The 17,649-nt window shown below is 50.3% G+C and carries 11 protein-coding genes and 1 riboswitch; of the genes, 5 read left to right on the forward strand and 6 right to left on the reverse strand.

Annotated elements, in window-relative coordinates; all coding sequences use genetic code 11:
• Window positions 1–68: 68 nt before the first annotated feature.
• Complete coding sequence (yjbE, locus tag KXD89_RS20640; RefSeq protein WP_000757333.1) at window positions 69–311, reverse strand: exopolysaccharide production protein YjbE; 243 nt, start codon at window positions 309–311, stop codon at window positions 69–71.
• Between the two features lie 498 nt (window positions 312–809).
• Window positions 810–2,459: a glucose-6-phosphate isomerase gene (gene pgi, locus KXD89_RS20645; protein ID WP_000789986.1), complete on the reverse strand. Its 1,650-nt coding sequence runs from the start codon at window positions 2,457–2,459 to the stop codon at window positions 810–812.
• 236 nt (window positions 2,460–2,695) lie between these two features.
• Window positions 2,696–2,892, forward strand: a riboswitch (Lysine riboswitch).
• Between the two features lie 91 nt (window positions 2,893–2,983).
• Between pgi and lysC the strand changes: the two genes are divergently transcribed.
• Window positions 2,984–4,333 carry a lysine-sensitive aspartokinase 3 gene (gene lysC, locus KXD89_RS20650; RefSeq protein ID WP_001290310.1) on the forward strand — a complete coding sequence of 450 codons (1,350 nt, stop codon included), beginning with the start codon at window positions 2,984–2,986 and terminating at the stop codon, window positions 4,331–4,333.
• Window positions 4,334–4,585: 252 nt separating this feature from the next.
• Entirely contained in the window at window positions 4,586–4,858 is a 273-nt protein-coding gene (locus tag KXD89_RS20655) for a DUF3811 domain-containing protein (RefSeq protein ID WP_001207634.1), read from the forward strand.
• A 132-nt stretch (window positions 4,859–4,990) separates the two neighbouring features.
• Here the strand turns inward: KXD89_RS20655 and rluF are convergent, their stop codons facing one another.
• The gene (gene rluF, locus KXD89_RS20660) at window positions 4,991–5,863 is read right to left on the reverse strand and encodes a 23S rRNA pseudouridine(2604) synthase RluF (RefSeq protein ID WP_000936377.1); all 873 of its coding nucleotides are present in this window, start codon (window positions 5,861–5,863) and stop codon (window positions 4,991–4,993) included.
• A gap of 211 nt (window positions 5,864–6,074) precedes the next feature.
• Between rluF and pepE the strand changes: the two genes are divergently transcribed.
• A complete protein-coding gene (gene pepE, locus KXD89_RS20665) occupies window positions 6,075–6,764 on the forward strand; it encodes a dipeptidase PepE (RefSeq protein WP_000421763.1) in 690 nt (229 codons plus the stop codon).
• A 90-nt stretch (window positions 6,765–6,854) separates the two neighbouring features.
• Here the strand turns inward: pepE and KXD89_RS20670 are convergent, their stop codons facing one another.
• Window positions 6,855–8,486, reverse strand: a complete 1,632-nt coding sequence (locus tag KXD89_RS20670) for a Na/Pi cotransporter family protein (protein WP_000956830.1) — start codon at window positions 8,484–8,486, stop codon at window positions 6,855–6,857.
• 219 nt (window positions 8,487–8,705) lie between these two features.
• Window positions 8,706–12,389: a methionine synthase gene (gene metH, locus KXD89_RS20675; protein ID WP_000096011.1), complete on the reverse strand. Its 3,684-nt coding sequence runs from the start codon at window positions 12,387–12,389 to the stop codon at window positions 8,706–8,708.
• A 199-nt stretch (window positions 12,390–12,588) separates the two neighbouring features.
• Between metH and iclR the strand changes: the two genes are divergently transcribed.
• Both iclR and espL4 read left to right on the forward strand, forming a co-directional pair.
• Complete coding sequence (iclR, locus tag KXD89_RS20680; RefSeq protein ID WP_000226403.1) at window positions 12,589–13,413, forward strand: glyoxylate bypass operon transcriptional repressor IclR; 825 nt, start codon at window positions 12,589–12,591, stop codon at window positions 13,411–13,413.
• A gap of 316 nt (window positions 13,414–13,729) precedes the next feature.
• Window positions 13,730–15,916 carry a type III secretion system effector EspL4 gene (espL4, locus tag KXD89_RS20685; protein WP_000632913.1) on the forward strand — a complete coding sequence of 729 codons (2,187 nt, stop codon included), beginning with the start codon at window positions 13,730–13,732 and terminating at the stop codon, window positions 15,914–15,916.
• Here espL4 and aceK read toward each other — a convergent pair.
• The gene (aceK, locus tag KXD89_RS20690; protein ID WP_001137220.1) at window positions 15,885–17,621 is read right to left on the reverse strand and encodes a bifunctional isocitrate dehydrogenase kinase/phosphatase; all 1,737 of its coding nucleotides are present in this window, start codon (window positions 17,619–17,621) and stop codon (window positions 15,885–15,887) included. The two genes, espL4 and aceK, sit on opposite strands and share 32 nt — an antisense overlap.
• Between the last annotated feature and the right edge of the window lie 28 nt (window positions 17,622–17,649).

A 17,649-nucleotide genomic window follows, 5' to 3' on the forward strand; every position in this document is an offset into this window, starting at 1 on the left:
TGGTTAATCCCTTCATACTTCTAGCCACAGATGCAATGACTCGAATTATTTTGGGGATACATACTTTATTACTGGGTACTGGTGGTCGTGGTTGTGGTGGTCCCGGTATTAGAACCATCACCGCCACCGGTTGCCGCAAGCGCGACACCCACCGCCGAGCTTACGGTGCTGACGCTGGTCGCGGAGGAACTCCCCGCCGAAACCGACGTTGCTGCCGACCCTGCCGCTTCGCCCACCTGTACAGGTGCAGCCCACGCAGAAGTCGCCGCAAGCGCAGATATGGCAAAAATGCCATACAGAACTTTTTTCATAACAATTTCCCTTCATTGAATGAATGGAGATTTACCCAAAAACATTTCGGGCGGGATCGAGTATACACAACTAAAGCATGCGAATTACGGCGCGGGGAATTAGCGATGGCGTTTTAGGATAATTGGAATGAATATCAAATATAAGTTTCAACTTATATTTAAATAACAATAAAAATCATAAACTTAAAATAAAAACAAAAGCAATTAATCTGCGTATTTTCCGAAATAAACAACGATTAAAAATCTATTTTAGGATTAACCTCACGGTATGATTTCCGTTAAATTACAGACAAGGGGATTTATCTGATAAAAAAATGCCGACATAACGTCGGCATTGTTATTAAGGTTATTTAATCAATCGTGCTATGTATTAATTGCCGAATACGATGTACATATCGGCATCGACCTGTAGGCCTGATAAGACGCGACCGCGTCGCATCAGGCATCGGTTGCCGGATGCGGCGTGAACGCCTTATCCGGCCTACATATCGACGATGATTAACCGCGCCACGCTTTATAGCGGTTAATCAGACCATTGGTCGAGCTATCGTGGCTGCTGATTTCTTTATCATCTTTCAGCTCTGGCAGAATACGGTTCGCCAGCTGTTTACCCAGTTCCACGCCCCACTGGTCGAAGGTGAAGATGTTCAGGATCACGCCCTGAGTAAAGATTTTGTGCTCATACAGCGCAATCAACGCACCCAGGCTGAACGGAGTGATTTCACGCAGCAGGATGGAGTTGGTCGGGCGGTTACCTTCGAATACTTTGAACGGCACCACGTAGTCAAGCGTTGCCGGATCTTTACCCTGATCACGATATTCCTGCTCAACCACTTCGCGGGATTTACCAAACGCCAGCGCTTCGGTCTGGGCGAAGAAGTTAGACAGCAGTTTCTGGTGATGATCAGAGAGCGGGTTATGGGTGATAGCCGGAGCGATGAAATCGCACGGTACCATTTTGGTTCCCTGGTGGATCAGCTGGTAGAACGCGTGCTGACCGTTAGTGCCTGGTTCACCCCAGATAATCGGGCCAGTCTGGTAATCCACAACGTTACCGTTACGGTCAACATACTTACCGTTGGACTCCATATTGCCCTGCTGGAAGTACGCCGCGAAACGGTGCATATACTGGTCATACGGCAGAATCGCTTCAGTTTCCGCACCAAAGAAATTGTTGTACCAGATGCCAATCAGCGCCAGCAGTACAGGCAGGTTTTTCTCGGCAGGCGTGGTGGAGAAATGCTTGTCCATCGCGTGTGCGCCGGAAAGCAGTTCAACGAAGTTATCAAAGCCGATGGAGAGAACAATCGACAGGCCAATCGCTGACCACAAAGAGTAACGGCCGCCAACCCAGTCCCAGAACTCGAACATGTTGGCAGTATCAATACCAAACTCGCCAACGGCTTTGGCATTGGTGGAAAGCGCCGCAAAGTGTTTTGCAACGTGTTTTTCATCACCTGCCGCTTTCAGGAACCAGTCACGCGCGCTATGGGCGTTGGTCATAGTTTCCTGAGTGGTGAAGGTTTTAGATGCTACCAAGAACAGCGTGGTTTCCGGGTTTACTTTTTTCAGCACTTCCGCGATGTGAGTCCCATCGACGTTAGAAACAAAGTGCATGTTCAGGTGGTTTTTGTACGGACGCAGAGCTTCGGTCACCATGTATGGGCCGAGGTCAGAACCGCCGATCCCGATGTTCACTACGTCAGTGATTGCTTTGCCGGTATAACCTTTCCACTCACCGGAAATAATCGCTTCTGAGAAGGTTTTCATCTTCTCCAGCACCGCGTTGACTTCCGGCATTACGTCTTTGCCATCAACCAAAATCGGGGTATTGCTACGGTTACGCAGCGCTACGTGCAGCACGGCGCGGTTTTCAGTGCGGTTGATCTTCTCGCCAGAGAACATCGACTTAATCGCGCCCGCCAGATCGCACTCTTTCGCCAGATCCTGTAATTTCGCCAGCGTCTCTTCAGTGATGCGGTTTTTGGAGTAATCCACCAGCATCTGATCGTCGAAGGTTGCGGAGAACTTAGAAAAACGATCGCCGTCTTTAGCAAAAAGATCGGCGATCGTAACGTCTTTCATTTCATCGAAGTGTTTCTGTAGTGCCTGCCAGGCAGCGGTCTGCGTTGGATTGATGTTTTTCATTAGCAATACTCTTCTGATTTTGAGAATTGTGACTTTGGAAGATTGTAGCGCCAGTCACAGAAAAATGTGATGGTTTTAGTGCCGTTAGCGTAATGTTGAGTGTAAACCCTTAGCGCAGTGAAGCATTTATTAGCTGAACTACTGACCGCCAGGAGTGGATGAAAAATCCGCATGACCCCATCGTTGACAACCGCCCCGCTCACCCTTTATTTATAAATGTACTACCTGCGCTAGCGCAGGCCAGAAGAGGCGCGTTGCCCAAGTAACGGTGTTGGAGGAGCCAGTCCTGTGATAACACCTGAGGGGGTGCATCGCCGAGGTGATTGAACGGCTGGCCACGTTCATCATCGGCTACAGGGGCTGAATCCCCTGGGTTGTCACCAGAAGCGTTCGCAGTCGGGCGTTTCGCAAGTGGTGGAGCACTTCTGGGTGAAAATAGTAGCGAAGTATCGCTCTGCGCCCACCCGTCTTCCGCTCTTCCCTTGTGCCAAGGCTGAAAATGGATCCCCTGACACGAGGTAGTTATGTCTGAAATTGTTGTCTCCAAATTTGGCGGTACCAGCGTAGCTGATTTTGACGCCATGAACCGCAGCGCTGATATTGTGCTTTCTGATGCCAACGTGCGTTTAGTTGTCCTCTCGGCTTCTGCTGGTATCACTAATCTGCTGGTCGCTTTAGCTGAAGGACTGGAACCTGGCGAGCGATTCGAAAAACTCGACGCTATCCGCAACATCCAGTTTGCCATTCTGGAACGTCTGCGTTACCCGAACGTTATCCGTGAAGAGATTGAACGTCTGCTGGAGAACATTACTGTTCTGGCAGAAGCGGCGGCGCTGGCAACGTCTCCGGCGCTGACAGATGAGCTGGTCAGCCACGGCGAGCTGATGTCGACCCTGCTGTTTGTTGAGATCCTGCGCGAACGCGATGTTCAGGCACAGTGGTTTGATGTACGTAAAGTGATGCGTACCAACGACCGATTTGGTCGTGCAGAGCCAGATATAGCCGCGCTGGCGGAACTGGCCGCGCTGCAGCTGCTCCCACGTCTCAATGAAGGCTTAGTGATCACCCAGGGATTTATCGGTAGCGAAAATAAAGGTCGTACAACGACGCTTGGCCGTGGAGGCAGCGATTATACGGCAGCCTTGCTGGCGGAGGCTTTACACGCATCTCGTGTTGATATCTGGACCGACGTCCCGGGCATCTACACCACCGATCCACGCGTAGTTTCCGCAGCAAAACGCATTGATGAAATCGCGTTTGCCGAAGCGGCAGAGATGGCAACTTTTGGTGCAAAAGTACTGCATCCGGCAACGTTGCTACCCGCAGTACGCAGCGATATCCCGGTCTTTGTCGGCTCCAGCAAAGACCCACGCGCAGGTGGTACGCTGGTGTGCAATAAAACTGAAAATCCGCCGCTGTTCCGCGCTCTGGCGCTTCGTCGCAATCAGACTCTGCTCACTTTGCACAGCCTGAATATGCTGCATTCTCGCGGTTTCCTCGCGGAAGTTTTCGGCATCCTCGCGCGGCATAATATTTCGGTAGACTTAATCACCACGTCAGAAGTGAGCGTGGCATTAACCCTTGATACCACCGGTTCAACCTCCACTGGCGATACGTTGCTGACGCAATCTCTGCTGATGGAGCTTTCCGCACTGTGTCGGGTGGAGGTGGAAGAAGGTCTGGCGCTGGTCGCGTTGATTGGCAATGACCTGTCAAAAGCCTGCGGCGTTGGCAAAGAGGTATTCGGCGTACTGGAACCGTTCAACATTCGCATGATTTGTTATGGCGCATCCAGCCATAACCTGTGCTTCCTGGTGCCCGGCGAAGATGCCGAGCAGGTGGTGCAAAAACTGCATAGTAATTTGTTTGAGTAAATACTGTATGGCCTGGAAGCTATATTTCGGGCCGTATTGATTTTCTTGTCACTATGCTCATCAATAAACGAGCCTGTACTCTGTTAACCAGCGTCTTTATCGGAGAATAATTGCCTTTAATTTTTTTATCTGCATCTCTAATTAATTATCGAAAGAGATAAATAGTTAAGAGAAGGCAAAATGAATATTATCAGTTCTGCTCGCAAACGAATTCCCGTACACTGAACTCTCTGGCTCACTGAGGGCACCATCATGGCACTCCCCCGTATTACCCAAAAAGAGATGACTGAACGCGAGCAGCGTGAACTTAAAACACTGCTGGATCGGGCGCGGATTGCGCATGGTCGCGTATTGACCAACTCCGAAACCAACAGCATTAAGAAAGATTACATCGATAAATTAATGGTTGAGCGTGAGGCTGAAGCGAAAAAAGCCCGCCAGTTGAAGAAAAAGCAGGCTTATAAACCGGATCCTGAAGCGTCATTTAGCTGGTCAGCAAATACGTCGACGCGCGGCAGGCGCTAATCCACAATCAACGCCTGAGATTTTCACTCGTCAGTGTGAACACAATTTTCCCCTCACCCTAACCCTTTTCCCGAAGGGGCGAGGGGACTGTCCGGGCACTTTTGGGCCGTTTTCATCAGTCTGAGGCGTTAATCAGCGCCCCTTCTTTTTACGCCCCGGCGAGGTAAAACGCTTACCGTTGGACGCCGGGCGACCGCCTTTTTCCGCCGTTTTTTCCATCTTAACGACTGGACGTTTGATGCCCGCTGTTTTCGGTTTGGCCTTCGCTTTAGGTTTTACCTCGGAAGAGGAATTTTCAATGAGCTTAAAGAGGTCGATTAACTCATCGTCGGTTAAATCGCGCCATTCCCCCAGCGGAATGCCGCTTAAGCTAACGTTCATGATGCGCGTGCGTTCCAGCTTTTTCACTTCATAGCCGAAATGCTCGCACATGCGCCGGATCTGACGGTTCAGCCCCTGCACCAGGGTAATGCGGAAGACAAACGGCGCTTCTTTTTTAACTTTGCACTTTTTGGTCACTGTCCCGAGGATTGGCACCCCCGCACTCATGCCGCGAATAAACTCCTCGGTAATCGGTTTATCGACCGTCACCAGATACTCTTTCTCATGATCATTGCCAGCACGCAGGATCTTATTCACCAGATCGCCGTGATTGGTGAGGAAAATCAGCCCCTGGGAGTCTTTATCCAGGCGGCCAATCGGGAACACGCGTTTGCTGTGGTTAACGAAATCGACAATGTTATCGCGCTCGCCATCTTCGGTGGTGCTTACAATACCAACGGGCTTGTTCAGGGCGATAAGTACCAAATCTTCGGCTTCCCGAGGTTCAATCAACTGACCGTTTACTTTCACAACGTCGCCGGGTTTCACCTGATCGCCAATGGTGGCTCGCTTGCCATTAAGGAACACATTGCCTTGCTCGATATAGCGATCCGCTTCGCGGCGTGAGCAAATTCCGCTTTCGCTGATGTATTTATTTAAACGGACTGATGAGTCGGGCAGCATAAATTCTCCTGTAAAAAACGGAATATACCGTACCTTTGGGTTGATAAAAAATAGTCATGAGCGAACTATTTGTTATTTCCATTGGCTTGAATTCGTTACCTGCTCAAATCACTTTCCAGAAGCAATGTGCGACATCGTGAGCCATGTCAGTAAGTGGTTAAATTCGCAGTGGTAGCATGCCTCCCGTGATTTCTTACTAACCGGAGAAGTAATGGAACTGCTTTTATTGAGTAACTCGACGCTGCCGGGTAAAGCCTGGCTGGAACATGCACTGCCGCTAATTGCTGAACAGTTGCAGGGTCGCCGCTCAGCGGTGTTTATCCCTTTCGCTGGCGTAACGCAGACCTGGGATGATTACACAGCGAAAACGGCTGCGGTTCTCGCTCCGCTGGGTGTTTCTGTCACCGGTATTCATAGCGTTGTCGATCCCGTTGCCGCGATTGAAAATGCTGAGATCGTGATTGTCGGCGGCGGGAATACTTTCCAGTTGCTGAAACAGTGCCGCGAGCGCGGGCTGCTGGCACCAATTACTGACGTGGTTAAACGTGGCGCTCTGTATATTGGCTGGAGCGCAGGCGCTAACCTTGCTTGCCCAACTATTCGTACCACCAACGATATGCCGATTGTCGATCCGCAAGGTTTCGATGCGCTAAATCTGTTCCCGCTGCAAATCAACCCGCACTTCACCAACGCGCTGCCGGAAGGCCATAAAGGTGAAACCCGTGAGCAGCGTATTCGCGAACTGCTGGTCGTCGCGCCAGAACTGACGATTATTGGTCTACCGGAAGGTAACTGGATCACAGTGAGTAAAGGTCACGCTACGCTGGGTGGCCCGAACACCACTTATGTGTTTAAGGCTGGTGAAGAAGCGGTTCCGCTGGAAGCTGGTCACCGTTTTTAAGTGAATTGCCGGATGCATGATCCGGCATCTTGTTCATAGTGCCTGATGCGACGCTTGACGCGTCTTATCAGGCCTACAGGATTCACAATATTAATACTCGTCCCGTCCTTCATCTTCATCCGGCTGTTCCAGCACACTGTAAGCCACCGAACAAAACAGCGAGTTCAGGCGCTGCATATCTCCCAGTAAGCCTAAATGTAGCGAACTGGTTTCAATGCTCTGCACGTTTTGCTGATGCAGGCGATCGACGTGGGCGTGGGAATAGCGGCGATTAAGAATGCGAAAACGATGTTTGCTGCGACGCAAACGACGAGCGCTGGTGACATCGCCAGAGAAGAACACCGACATTGCCAGCTTTAAATTACTGAGCAATTGCTCATAGAGCGCATCCAGTTCCTTCAACCCATCAAGCGAAAATGCCCGCCGTGCTGCCAGTGATTTGTCAGCAATTTCGCTGCCCATGCGCTCGACGATATCGGAGGCCTGTTCAAGGTTGAGCGACATTTCGATGATCTCTGCCCAGCGGCGCGACTCTTCCTCCGCCAGCTCTTCTTTTGGCATCCGCGCCAGATACAGCTTAATGGCGGTGTAGAGAACGTTGATATCATCTGCCAGCTTACGCAGCTCTTTCTCCTGCCGTGGCTCACCGTGCATCACTTTATTCAACCCTTCCATCATCTGTTCCATGGCGTCGCCAATGCGCAGGGTTTCGCGCGCGGCGTTCGCCAGAGCAAGCGTGGGCGTATCCAGCGCGCTGACATCCAGATGTTTAGGCCGTAGCTGGGTATCCAGTTCCGGTTCATCGCGAATAATCGTTTTGCAAAACCGTGCCATCGGGTCAACAAATGGCAGCATGACCAGGCAACGTACAAGGTTGTAGAAGACGTGGAAATAGATCACCAGTTCCGCTTTTGGCAATGACAACTTCCCCATTGTCTCTGCCAGCAAATGGACAAACGGCAGGATAATCAGGCTACCCACCAGCTTAAACAGCAGACTACCCAGCGCGACACGGCGGGCTGCGGCATTGGCGGCACTGTTGTTGAGCATTGCCAGCAGACCGGAACCGAGGTTAGCACCAATCACCAGACAGAGCGCCACGGGGAAGGAGATAATGCCTGCGGCGGTCAGAGTCGCGGTCAGCAGTACAGCAGCAAGGCTGGAGTAGCTGATAATGGCGAACATCGCGCCAATCAGCGCATCCAGCAGAATATCGCCGGTCAGCGAGGCAAAGATCACCTGAACGCCGTTTGCCTGGGTGATCGGCGTTACGGCCTGCACAATCAACTCCAGCGCTAGCAAAATCAGCCCAAGACCAATACCGACGCGGCCCAGTTGCCCGGCGCGTGACTGTTTGCGTCCGAGGAAAAAAATCACGCCGATAAAAATAAGTAACGGTGACAGCCAGGATAAGTCGAAGGTGAGAATACGCGCCATTAGCGCCGTCCCGACATCTGCACCCAGCACAATGACCAGAGCCGGTGCGAGGGCTACCAGATCCTGAGCGACAAACGAGGTCACCAGCATGGTGGTGGCATTACTGCTCTGTACCAGTGCGGTAACGCCGATCCCCGCGCAAAAGGCGAGCGGCTTTTTTTCGACGCTCCGGCTAAGGACAGTACGCAAACGCGCGCCGAAGACGCGCATTACGCCGGTTCGAACAATATGAGTCCCCCAGACCAGCAGGGCGACGGCAGAAAGCAGGTGAAGCAGCGTTAACACGAGTTCAGGTTCTCCTTATCGTTATATGTTCCTGAAGCAATTGAATGACCAAAGGACCGGAAACACGCTGACTGGCATCTTTACTGTGCCTTTTGACATTCGTTTTTCCGGCTAAGATTATTCCAGCCTGTTTCCAGTATAAGTGTTTCATATTAATAAAGAGACAGGGCACTCATTGAGCGCCCTGTTTGTTGTAAGGAAAAGTGACAGATTTGTGAATCAGTCCGCGTCATACCCCAGATTCGGTGCCAGCCAGCGCTCAACTTCGGTAACGCTCATACCTTTACGGCGGGCATAATCTTCAACCTGATCGCGCTGAATTTGTGCTACAGCGTAGTACTTGCTGTCCGGGTGGCTGAAGTACCAACCCGAAACCGATGCACCGGGCCACATGGCGAAAGATTCTGTGAGTTTCATGCCAGTGTGTTTTTCCACTTCCAGCAGCTCCCAGATGGTGGCTTTTTCCGTATGTTCCGGGCAGGCCGGATAGCCCGGTGCCGGACGGATGCCCTGGTAGTTTTCGCGGATCAGCTCTTCGTTGCTGAGGTTCTCGTTCGGCGCATAGCCCCAGTAGACTTTACGCACACGCTCATGGAGATACTCCGCAAAGGCTTCGGCTAAACGGTCGGCAAGCGCTTTCACCATGATTTTGTTGTAATCATCGTGCTGCGCTTCAAAGGCATCAGCCAGTGCGTCCTCTTCCAGCCCGCCAGTCACGGCAAATGCGCCGATGTAATCTGCTTTACCAGAAAGCTTCGGCGCAACGAAGTCAGCGAGACAGTAGTTAGCGAAGCCTGTTTTTTCGGTCTGTTGACGCAGATGGTGGCTGACGTTGATCACATGGGTACGCGTTTCGTCACGGTAGATTTCAATGTCATCGCCCACACGGTTTGCCGGGAACAGGCCCACCACGCCACGCGGATTCAGCGTTTTCTCGGCGCTTAATTTATCCAGCATGTCGTTGGCGTCTTTAAACAGCCGCTGCGCCTCAACGCCCACCACTTCATCTTCCAGAATGCGCGGATACTTCCCGGCCAGCGACCAGGTCATAAAGAACGGTGTCCAGTCGATGTAATTACGCAGCGTTTCGATGCTGGCTTCGACTTCCTGCACGCCGAGACGGTGCGCCACCGGCGGCGTGTAAGCCTGCCAGTCAAAAGCGAAATCGTTATCGCGCGCCGCTTCCAGCGTGACCGGTGGTGTGCGCGGTTTCTTGCGCCCGTGCTGAATACGTACGGTTTCGTACTCCTTGCGGGTACGAGCGACAAAATCATCACGCTGGGTATCGGAAAGCAGCGCCGCCACCACACCAACGGTACGCGAGGCATTCTGCACATACACCGTCGGGCCGCTGTAGTTCTGCTCGATTTTCACCGCCGTGTGCGCTTTTGAGGTCGTCGCGCCGCCAATCAGTAACGGAATAGTGAAGCCCTGACGCTCCATCTCTTTCGCCACGTTAACCATCTCGTCCAGCGACGGCGTGATAAGCCCCGAAAGGCCAATCAGATCAGCATTCACTTCTTTAGCGGTACGGAGAATTTTTTCCGCAGGCACCATAACGCCGAGATCGACAATTTCGTAGTTGTTACATTGCAGCACCACACCAACGATATTTTTACCGATGTCGTGGACGTCGCCCTTCACGGTGGCGATCACCATCTTGCCGTTGGTTTTGCCCTGCTCTTTGCTGGCTTCAATAAACGGTTCGAGGTAGGCCACCGCCTGTTTCATGACGCGCGCCGATTTGACCACCTGTGGCAGGAACATTTTCCCTTCGCCAAACAGGTCGCCGACCACATTCATGCCGTCCATCAACGGGCCTTCAATCACTTCAATCGGGCGCGTAGCCTGCTGGCGGGCTTCTTCGGTATCCTGCTCGATAAACTCGGTAATGCCTTTGACCAGCGAGTATTCCAGACGTTTATTCACTTCCCACGAGCGCCACTCCGCCTGCTGGGCGTTGGCGGTGTCGTCGGTTTTGCTGCCGCGATATTTCTCGGCAAGCTCCAGTAAACGCTCGGTGCCATCGTCGCGACGATTAAGAATCACATCTTCCACCGCGTCGCGCAGTTCAGCGGGTAGGTCGTCGTAAATCGCCAGTTGCCCGGCGTTGACGATCCCCATATCCATGCCATTGCGAATAGCGTAGTAGAGGAACACTGCGTGAATGGCTTCGCGCACCGGATCGTTGCCACGGAACGAGAAAGAAACGTTAGATACGCCGCCGGAAATCAGCGCGTGCGGCAGTTCGCGTTTGATGTCTTCACACGCGCCGATAAAGTCCTGCGCGTAGTTGTTGTGCTCTTCAATGCCAGTTGCGACCGCGAAGATGTTTGGGTCGAAGATGATATCTTCTGGCGGGAAGCCAACCTCTTCGGTGAGGATTTTGTACGCCCGACGGCAAATCTCGATTTTCCGTGCGCGAGTATCGGCCTGTCCCTGTTCGTCAAAGGCCATTACCACCACTGCCGCACCGTAGCGACGCAACAATTTCGCGTGATGGATAAAGGCATCGACGCCCTCTTTCATCGAGATAGAGTTAACAATGCCTTTGCCCTGGATACACTTCAGACCTTTTTCAATGACGTCCCATTTTGAGGAGTCGATCATAATCGGCACGCGAGCGATATCCGGTTCACCGGCAATCAGATTGAGAAAACGCACCATCGCCGCTTCGGCATCGAGCATCCCTTCATCCATGTTGATATCGATAATCTGCGCGCCGTTTTCCACCTGTTGACGCGCGACATCCAGCGCCTCGCTGTATTTCTCTTCTTTGATCAGGCGCTTGAACTTAGCGGAACCGGTGACGTTGGTGCGTTCACCCACGTTCACAAACAGGCTATCTTCGCCAATGTTCAGCGGCTCCAGGCCGGACAAACGGCAGGCTACGGGAATTTCCGGCAGTTTGCGCGGCGCTAATCCTTCTACTGCACGACTCATCGCTGCAATATGTTGTGGCGTGGTGCCACAGCAGCCGCCGACGATATTGAGAAAACCCGCTTGCGCCCATTCACGTATCTGTTTTGCCATCGTGTCGGCGTCGAGATCGTACTCACCAAAGGCGTTGGGTAGCCCGGCGTTCGGGTGCGCGGTGACGTAGCATTCCGCAATCCGTGACAGCTCCTGCACGTACTGGCGCAGTTCATCGGGCCCCAGCGCACAGTTCAGGCCAAAGGTCAGAGCTTCGGCGTGGCGCAATGAGTTGTAAAATGCTTCGGTGGTCTGCCCGGAGAGCGTGCGCCCGGAGGCGTCGGTGATGGTGCCGGAGATCATAATCGGCAGCTCAACGCCCAGCGCTTCAAACTCCGTTTTCACCGCAAATACCGCCGCTTTGGCGTTAAGGGTGTCGAAAACGGTTTCAATCAGGATCAGATCCGCGCCACCTTCCACCAGCGCTTTGGTGGACTCTCGATAAGCCGCCACCAGCCCGTCAAAAGTGATATTACGAAATGCCGGATCGTTGACGTCCGGAGAAATAGACGCCGTGCGGTTGGTCGGGCCGAGAACACCGGCAACGTAGCGCGGTTTCTCTGGCGTGCGCGCGGTCCACTCGTCAGCACAAGCTCGCGCCAGTTTCGCCGCCGCAAAGTTGATTTCCGCCGACAGGGATTCCATCTGGTAATCCGCCATCGCAATGGTCGTGGAGTTGAAGGTGTTGGTTTCGATGATATCCGCGCCCGCTTCAAAGTAGGCGTTGTGGATAGCGGCGATCACTTCCGGTTTACTGAGTACCAGCAGGTCGTTGTTGCCTTTGAGGTCGCATGGCCAGTCGGCAAAGCGTTCACCACGAAAATCGGCTTCGTTCAGTCGATAACTCTGGATCATGGTGCCCATACCGCCGTCCAGCACCAGAATACGTTCATTTAACTGCGCACGCAGTTGTTCCACTTTGCTGCTCACACTTGCTCCCGACACGCTCAACCCAGATTTAATAAAAATTCAACAAACCATACTGGCATAAACGCATCTGTGGTAAAAGCGACCACCACGCAACATGAGATTTGTTCAACATTAACTCATCGGATCAGTTCAGTAACTATTGCATTAGCTAACAATAAAAATGAAAATGATTTCCACGATACAGAAAAAGGAGACTGTCATGGTCGCACCCATTCCCGCGAAACGCGGCAGAAAACCCGCCGTTGCCACCGCACCAGCGACTGGACAGGTTCAGTCTTTAACGCGTGGCCTGAAATTACTGGAGTGGATTGCCGAATCCAATGGCAGTGTGGCACTCACGGAACTGGCGCAACAAGCCGGGTTACCCAATTCCACGACCCACCGCCTGCTAACCACGATGCAACAGCAGGGTTTCGTGCGTCAGGTTGGCGAACTGGGACATTGGGCAATCGGCGCACATGCCTTTATGGTCGGCAGCAGCTTTCTCCAGAGCCGTAATTTGTTAGCGATTGTTCACCCTATCCTGCGCAATCTAATGGAAGAGTCTGGCGAAACGGTCAATATGGCGGTGCTTGATCAAAGCGATCACGAAGCGATTATTATCGACCAGGTACAGTGTACGCATCTGATGCGAATGTCCGCGCCTATCGGCGGTAAATTGCCGATGCACGCTTCCGGTGCGGGTAAAGCCTTTTTAGCCCAACTGAGCGAAGAACAGGTGACGAAGCTGCTGCACCGCAAAGGGTTACATGCCTATACCCACGCAACGCTGGTGTCTCCTGTGCATTTAAAAGAAGATCTCGCCCAAACGCGCAAACGGGGTTATTCATTTGACGATGAGGAACATGCACTGGGGCTACGTTGCCTTGCAGCGTGTATTTTCGATGAGCACCGTGAACCGTTTGCCGCAATTTCTATTTCCGGACCGATTTCACGTATTACCGATGACCGCGTGACCGAGTTTGGCGCGATGGTGATTAAAGCGGCGAAGGAAGTGACGCTGGCGTACGGTGGAATGCGCTGACTTTTTCTGGCGGGCAGAGGCAATATTCTGCCCATCATACCTGAGTGGCAATAGAATAAGGGTGTCTGTTAATCGCATTGACGCCAAAATAACTTAATGTCATACACTTCACACACTTTTATTAACTCAGCATTATTTTTAAACATCAAACCACTTAATTATTAACAAAATCGCAAGATCTCATTCCACCGAAACTTTTACGGCTGCATTATGAGATTGAGCGATTTATGATATTTCTTTAGTTGTAATCATATTAAATTTTTTCACTGTTCTGATAGTTAAAATTCAAGACATCAATAAACAATGAGATATTTAAATGATTACTCGTATTCCTCGTAGTTCTTTCTCTGCAAATATTAATAATACAGCCCAGACAAATGAACACCAAACCCTGAGTGAATTGTTTTATAAAGAACTCGAGGATAAATTTTCTGGCAAGGAGCTGGCGACGCCTCTATTAAAAAGCTTCTCAGAGAACTGTAGACAAAATGGTCGTCATATCTTTAGCAACAAGGATTTTGTCATTAAATTTTCCACGTCCGTCTTACAAGCTGATAAGAAAGAAATTACGATAATTAATAAAAACGAAAACACGACACTTACTCAAACCATTGCCCCAATATTTGAAAAATACCTAATGGAAATTTTACCTCAACGCTCAGACACTCTTGATAAACAAGAATTAAACCTAAAATCAGATAGAAAAGAAAAAGAATTCCCAAGAATTAAACTTAATGGTCAATGTTATTTTCCGGGGCGACCCCAAAACCGTATAGTATGCCGACACATTGCTGCACAATATATTAATGATATTTATCAGAATGTTGATTACAAACCCCATCAAGATGATTACTCTTCAGCTGAAAAATTTCTCACGCACTTCAACAAAAAATGCAAAAACCAGACTTTGGCGTTGGTTTCCAGCCGTCCTGAGGGGCGTTGCGTTGCTGCCTGCGGTGATTTCGGGCTAGTTATGAAAGCATATTTTGACAAGATGGAATCAAATGGCATCAGTGTTATGGCAGCCATATTACTGGTGGATAACCATGCTTTGACGGTCCGGCTAAGAATAAAGAACACAACTGAAGGATGTACCCATTACGTGGTTTCGGTTTATGATCCTAATGTAACTAACGATAAAATAAGAATTATGAGCGAAAGCAAAGAGAATATTAAACACTATTCTCTGATGGATTTTATGAATGTAGATTATAGCCTCCTGAAATGGTCAAATGATCATGTTATTAATCAATCTGTTGCAATAATTCCAGCACTTCCGAAAGAACAGCTATTGATGTTAAAAGGATCTGTGGATGAAATAACCCCTCCATTATCACCTGCAACGATGAATTTGCTAATGGCAATTGGTCAGAATCACCAACTTACGCAACTGATGATTCAACTCCAGAAAATGCCAGAACTACATAGAACAGAAATGTTGACTGCCTATAATAGTATTAACCTGCCAGGTTTATATTTGGCTATAAATTATGGTAATGCGGATATCGTTGAGACTATTTTCAATTCATTGTCAGAAACAGGATATGAAGGATTACTCTCGAAAAAAAATCTCATGCATATTCTGGAGGCAAAAGATAAAAATGGTTTTTCTGGATTATTTTTAGCGATATCACGTAAGGATAAAAATGTTGTAACCTCGATTCTGAACGCCTTACCTAAACTGGCCGCAACACATCATTTAGATAACGAACAAGTGTATAAATTCCTGAGTGCCAAAAATAGAACGTCCAGCCATGTTTTATACCATGTTATGGCGAATGGTGATGCCGACATGCTGAAAATTGTTTTGAACGCGTTACCTTTGTTAATTCGCACATGTCATTTGACTAAAGAACAGGTACTCGATCTCCTGAAGGCAAAGGATTTTTATGGTTGCCCAGGACTATATCTGGCGATGCAAAATGGACATAGCGATATCGTGAAAGTTATTCTTGAAGCATTGCCCAGCCTAGCCCAGGAAATTAACATTTCAGCTTCCGATATTGTAGATCTTCTGACCGCTAAAAGTCTTGCGCGCGACACGGGTTTGTTTATGGCCATGCAGCGCGGACACATGAACGTTATTAATACTATTTTTAACGCATTACCCACTCTGTTTAATACGTTTAAATTCGATAAAAAAAATATGAAGCCCCTCCTCCTGGCAAATAATTCTAATGAATATCCCGGTTTGTTTTCAGCGATACAGCATAAACAACAAAATGTTGTAGAGACGGTTTATCTTGCTTTATCTGACCATGCACGCCTGTTTGGATTTACCGCTGAAGATATTATGGATTTTTGGCAACACAAAGCCCCACAAAAATACTCTGCCTTTGAGTTGGCTTTTGAATTTGGTCACCGGGTTATTGCTGAATTAATCCTTAATACATTAAATAAGATGGCTGAAAGCTTTGGCTTTACGGATAACCCTCGATACATTGCGGAGAAAAATTATATGGAAGCTTTACTCAAAAAAGCATCTCCCCATACCGTACGCTAAATCTTTGCCTGCGCCGATACGCATAAACATCTTCCACATGCCCTTCACGTATGCGGTTTTGTAGTGCGCGCCAGTAATCAGCGCGGAACAGGTCGGCGTGCATCTCTTCAAACAGCGGACCAATACGCGGGTCGGCGCATAGCCAGTGGCGAAACTCTTCCGGGAAAACATCGCCCGGCGAGACGCTGTACCACGGTTCGCTGGCAAGTTCGTCTTCCGGATAGCGCGGCGGCGGGATGTCGCGGAAATTCACTTCCGTCATGTAGCAAATTTCATCGTAATCATAAAAAACCACACGCCCGTGACGGGTGACACCGAAGTTTTTAAACAGCATGTCGCCAGGGAAAATGTTAGCAGCGGCAAGCTGGCGAATAGCGTTACCGTATTCTTCAATGGCGTCGCGCAACTGCTGACCTTCCACTTGTTCCAGCCAGATATTGAGCGGCACCATCCGCCGCTCAATATAAAGATGGCGAATCACAATTTGTTCGCCGAGATCGGTGATTTTTTCCGCTGCTTCCTGAAGCAGTAATTCCATTAATGCCGGGGAAATATGCCGCTTCTCCAGCACAAAGTTTTCAAACTCCTGGGTGTCCGCCATTCGGCCCACGCGATCGTGCTCTTTCACCAGTTGATAGCAGGCACGAACGTGAGCGGCAGACATCTCTTTCTGCGGCGCGAACCTGTCTTTGATGACTTTGAATACCCGATCAAAGCCCGGCAGCGTAAACACCAACATCACCATTCCACGAATACCCGGCGCTTCAATGAACTGCTCATTACAGCCCTGTAGATAAACGAGATATTCGCGGTAGCTTTCGGTTTTGGCGTGCTTCTGGCAGCCGATAGCCATATACAATTCAGCGGTGGTTTTACCTGGCAGAATTTCCCGTAGCCACTCGACCAGCGCTGCGGGCAGCGGCGCATAAACCATAAAATAAGAACGCGCAAAGCCAAAAACAATGCTCGCTTCGGCGGTCGTCGTCAGGCAGGTATCAATAAATAACTCGCCGTCGTCCGTCTGGTGGATCGGCAGCAAAAATGGCAATGTGCCGGAAGGTGTGATCAGTTTGCCTACCAGCCAGGCGGCTTTATTGCGGTAAAACAGTTCGTTCGCCACCTGTAAATGACTTTCCGCGAGGTTGTCTGTCCCCAGCGTTTCCGTCAGATGGCGAATAATGTAATGGATGTCACGGCTTTTATTCTGCCAGCGCAGGCGCAGCGGTAGGTCGCTGATAACGCGCATCAGTAGAGATTCCCAGCCGTGATCGGGGTGAAAGTCTTTCGCCAGCGGGCGGGGAATGGTACGAAAGCGGCGCTCTGGCTGAGAGCTAAAGATAAAAAGCCGCTCGGGAGTAAGCGAGCGGTGGTCAAATAACCGACAGTACACGGAGTTAAAAAAGCTCTCCGCAATCTCGAAGCGCGGGTAATCCGGCAACAGCCGGGTGTAATGCTCTTTAACACGTAGTAAAAATGCCGCGTCCGTACTTTGGCCGTTAGTAATGCAGCGCAGTTGCTCCACGACCAGACCAACGTGATGATCGTAAAGATGGATACGGTTTTTCATCGCCTGCTGGACAGCATGCCAGTCGGCCTGTTCGAAACGCTGCTGCGCACCGGAGGTCACTTCGAGGAATCGACCATACTGAGCATCGAAGCCTTGCAAAATGGTTTGAGCAATCAATAATTCCAGGCCACGCGGCATTTAGCGCCCTCATCAGGAGCAGAGAATT

Source organism: Escherichia sp. TC-EC600-tetX4 (genome assembly GCF_019356055.1).
GTDB lineage: Bacteria > Pseudomonadota > Gammaproteobacteria > Enterobacterales > Enterobacteriaceae.

Excerpts from the sequence above, each read along its gene's own strand:
- yjbE (WP_000757333.1), bottom strand. The coding sequence starts at position 311 with ATGAAAAAAGTTCTGTATGGCATTTTTGCCATATCTGCGCTTGCGGCG.
- pgi (WP_000789986.1), bottom strand. The coding sequence starts at position 2,459 with ATGAAAAACATCAATCCAACGCAGACCGCTGCCTGGCAGGCACTACAG.
- lysC (WP_001290310.1), top strand. The coding sequence starts at position 2,984 with ATGTCTGAAATTGTTGTCTCCAAATTTGGCGGTACCAGCGTAGCTGAT.
- KXD89_RS20655 (WP_001207634.1), top strand. The coding sequence starts at position 4,586 with ATGGCACTCCCCCGTATTACCCAAAAAGAGATGACTGAACGCGAGCAG.
- rluF (WP_000936377.1), bottom strand. The coding sequence starts at position 5,863 with ATGCTGCCCGACTCATCAGTCCGTTTAAATAAATACATCAGCGAAAGC.
- pepE (WP_000421763.1), top strand. The coding sequence starts at position 6,075 with ATGGAACTGCTTTTATTGAGTAACTCGACGCTGCCGGGTAAAGCCTGG.
- iclR (WP_000226403.1), top strand. The coding sequence starts at position 12,589 with ATGGTCGCACCCATTCCCGCGAAACGCGGCAGAAAACCCGCCGTTGCC.
- espL4 (WP_000632913.1), top strand. The coding sequence starts at position 13,730 with ATGATTACTCGTATTCCTCGTAGTTCTTTCTCTGCAAATATTAATAAT.
- aceK (WP_001137220.1), bottom strand. The coding sequence starts at position 17,621 with ATGCCGCGTGGCCTGGAATTATTGATTGCTCAAACCATTTTGCAAGGC.